This window comes from Streptococcus pluranimalium, assembly GCF_047785745.1.
In the GTDB taxonomy this organism is placed as follows: Bacteria; Bacillota; Bacilli; order Lactobacillales; family Streptococcaceae; genus Streptococcus; species Streptococcus pluranimalium_B.
This window is the reverse complement of sequence record NZ_JBLOJT010000135.1, coordinates 1-3,758: the sequence shown is the minus strand read 5'-3', so window position 1 is coordinate 3,758 and position 3,758 is coordinate 1. Positions and strand designations below refer to the sequence as shown.

At 32.5% G+C, this 3,758-nt stretch carries 2 protein-coding genes; both read left to right on the top strand.

All coding sequences use genetic code 11. The annotated features are described in order from the left end of the window. Window positions 1–75: 75 nt before the first annotated feature. Window positions 76–2,187 (top strand): LTA synthase family protein, encoded by a 2,112-nt coding sequence (locus tag ACMZ6U_RS09670; protein WP_416108235.1) that lies wholly within the window; start codon window positions 76–78, stop codon window positions 2,185–2,187. A 729-nt stretch (window positions 2,188–2,916) separates the two neighbouring features. Beyond that, on the top strand, window positions 2,917–3,758 hold an 842-nt coding region (gene licT, locus ACMZ6U_RS09665; protein WP_416108234.1), incomplete at its 3' end, for a BglG family transcription antiterminator LicT.

Below are 3,758 nucleotides of genomic sequence, written 5' to 3'. Positions count from 1 at the left end.
TTTAACTGGTTTACTTTTTTGGATGGTTTATGATATAATACCTTTTTATATATTTTTTGGAAGGAATTGGTAAAAATGATTCTAAAAAAGTTTTTTGGGGCTTATTTTAATAATTTTCGCTTTAGGTTAGTTATTTTGTTAACAGCTTTATATTGGCTAAAAACAATATTTGCCTATCATATTGATTTTGATTTGGACATCATTAATAAATTCCAATATGTTATCTCACTCATTAATCCTCTTGGTATTACTCTATTATTGTTAGGGTTTCCTTTGTTTATCAAAAACAAAACCTTATTTTTATATATAGAGTTATTGATTTATTTACTATTAAATGTGTTACTGATAGCAAATGTTCTTTATTTTAGAGAATTTCATGATTTCATAACTTTTAGCACTATCCAAGCATCTAGTAAGATTTCAGCAGGCTTAGGAGAAGCGGCTTTACACCTATTGAGGATGTGGGATTTTATATATGTGTTAGATAGTATTTTTCTCATTATTTTTCTGAAAAAAGTCAAACATAAAACACAGCATCTTGACAGTTTAGATTTTAGGAAAAATACCATTTTTATAGTGGCGTCTATTGTAATGCTCTTTCTCAATTTTACACTTGCTGAAATTGATAGACCCCAATTATTAAAAAGAGGCTTTTCTAATAATTATATTGTAAAAGGTTTAGGTTTAGGAATTTTTCTTTCGAATGATGTGAAAGAGACTTATCAAATTAATAAGACGCGTAAAAATGCTGAACCAAGTCAGTTTGAACAGGTAAAAAATTTTGTTAATAGTCAACGTGTTGAGCCAAATACTGATTATTTTGGGATTGCAAAAGATCGAAATGTCTTTGTCTTTCATCTTGAAAGCTTTCAACAATTCCTAATAGATTTTCATTTGGAAGATGAGAATCAGGTGAAACATGAGGTATCGCCTTTTATTAATTCTTTATATCACCATCCTGATACTTTGTCATTTTCGAATATTTTTCATCAAACTCAAGCTGGAAAATCTTCAGACTCAGAGGTTTTAGTAGATACTTCATTATTTGGACTAAATCAAGGTGCATTCTTTGTAAAATACGGTAGTAAAAATACACAAAATGCTATACCTCATATTTTAGAGGATCAAAAAGGTTATACAACTGCAGCTTTTCATGGCAATGATGGTGCTTTTTGGAATCGGAACAATACGTATAAACAATATGGTTATCAGTATTGGTTTGATCAAAAATATATGTCAGACCCTACTCCTGAAAATTCTTTTCAATATGGTCTGAATGACAAGATTCTTTTTGAAGACTCTATACAGTACTTGGAAAGATTGCAGCAACCCTTTTATTCTAAATTTTTAACAGCAACTAATCATTATCCCTATCAGCACCTAGAAGGCGATGAAGTAGGATTTCCACTTGCGAAAACAAACGATCCTACCATAAATGCTTTTTTTAGTACTGTTAATTATCAAGATTCTGCCATAAAATCATTCTTTGATTACTTTAAAGAAACAGGTCTATATGACAACTCAATATTTGTTTTATATGGTGATCATTATGGTATTTCCAATTCAAGAAATCCTGATTTGGCTGAACTTTTAGGGAAATCTAAAGAGACTTGGTCAAGTTATGATAACGCCATGTTACAACGTGTGCCATATATGATTCACATTCCTGGAAGTAATAAAGGAGGTATTCATGATACTTATGGTGGTCTAATTGATTCAGGACCAACATTACTGCATTTACTTGGCATAGATTCTAGCACTTTTATTCAATTAGGACAGGATTTACTATCAAAAGAACATAATCAAATTGTGACATTGAGGACGAATGATCACTTTATCACACCTGAATTTACAAGTTATGCTGGAAAATTATATCACACAGAGACTGGGGAAGAAATCTCACAAAGTGAAGGTGATTTAACTCATCAGATTGATTTAGCAAGGAACCTCAGCAAAAAGCGTCTCAAAATAAGTGATGAGATTCAAGTTAATGACTTATTGAGATTTCATACTGAAAGTCTTTTAACAACAATTGATCCAGATAAAATTGAATTTACAAATGCTTTTGAAAACTTACTTGACATAGAAAGATCATTGGGAGACCAATCGACTGCTTTATTTAGTCATTTTGGAAGTTCAACACAAACTTACTATTATGCTCCAAGTTTTAACGAATTGAACTCGTAATGCATGTGATGAAATTGTCTTTTTATGCCACCCATTTTAAAACATACTAAAATTAGTAGTGAAGAAATCTCCGACGTGAGAAAGTACTCGCTACTTTTTAGTTATACTAGGTAGAGCTTTTTGATTTCTAGTTTCAAACTTCAAAACACTATCGTGAATTTTTGAACTTTCATCTTGCCTTAAGTTATGGGACAATCTTTGCTTGTCTTATTTGAAACCTCAAACAGTTCATAAAACTGTTTGAGAAGTCTGTGTTTCAGTAACTTGTCTGAAAGCTAATTCATTTAATCATGTGTTTAAGAGACAATTTTCAAAAATATGCGTGATTTAAGTCACTGCTATCAGATTTTGAGTGAATATACGGTAAAGATTCCACACTATGCACTAGACTCGTTCGGACCGATTATAATGCAGACAAATTGAGCTGAATACAATGCTAAGTCTGCCTCAGTAATTAGCAAATATGAATACAGTCATTGATTTGCATCTATCTAATTAGATTAATCCTATGACCAGCAGTGAATAGAGATAAATTTCTGATCTTTCTTACCAATAAAAACATGACCAGTTTAGCAAGCTCTAAACAAATACCGTATAAGTTTTTCTGAATTACGTAGAATGTCTAACTTAATTTGACAATTTGGGAATTAAGAAAGTGTTTTCAAAATTATTTTGTCAGACTTCTTTTGATTTGTTATAATAAATGGAATGGATAAGATGGGGGAAGTCATGATCATTGAAAAAGTCTATAATAACAACGTTATTCAAGTGAAGGATGAATCTGGACAAGAATTGATTGTCATGGGGCGAGGCTTGGGTTTCCAGAAAAAAGTTGGTGATATGATTGATCAAACGAAGGTTGAAAAAGTCTTTACCCTACAAAGTGAGCAGACTTCTTCTGACCTCTCTGACCTCTATGAACAGTTGCCAGATAAGGAACTTAATCTCTTCGTCTATTTGATAGATAGGGCTGAAAAAGCACTTGAACTGACCTTTGATAGTCATTTGCACTTGTCATTAACCGACCATTTACATTTTATGGTGGTCAGAGTGAGACAGGGGGTCTCCATTTCCAATCCATTAGCTTGGGAAGTTCGAAAATTTTACCCCAAAGAATATCAGGTGTCTAAAGATATGATCGCTCGTTTGAGTAAGGAATTGAAACTTTCTATTCCAGATGATGAGGCATCATCAATCGCTCTTCATTTTATCAATGCCCAGTCTGAGAGTGGTGGTATTAGTAAGTCCCAACGAAGCACTTACATGATCATTGATATTTTGGAAATTGTCCGTTTGCATTTTGGGCAAATGGTGGCAGAAGATAGTATCTCTTATAATCGATTTGTGACGCATTTGCAGTATTTTTCTCAGCGTGTGATTAATGGTGTGGTGCAAGGGTCAAATGATGCCTTCTTATATGACCAAGTGAGACAGAATTACCCTGATAGCTTCTCATGTACGCAAAAAATTGCTCATTATGTTAAAGAACATTATGATTTTGAGATGAGCATCGACGAGAAAGTTTATTTGACCATTCACATTCAAAGAATGGAAGACAGTAAAAATAGTTA

Coding starts and splice junctions, on each gene's coding strand:
- ACMZ6U_RS09670 (WP_416108235.1), top strand. CDS start 76: ATGATTCTAAAAAAGTTTTTTGGGGCTTATTTTAATAATTTTCGCTTT.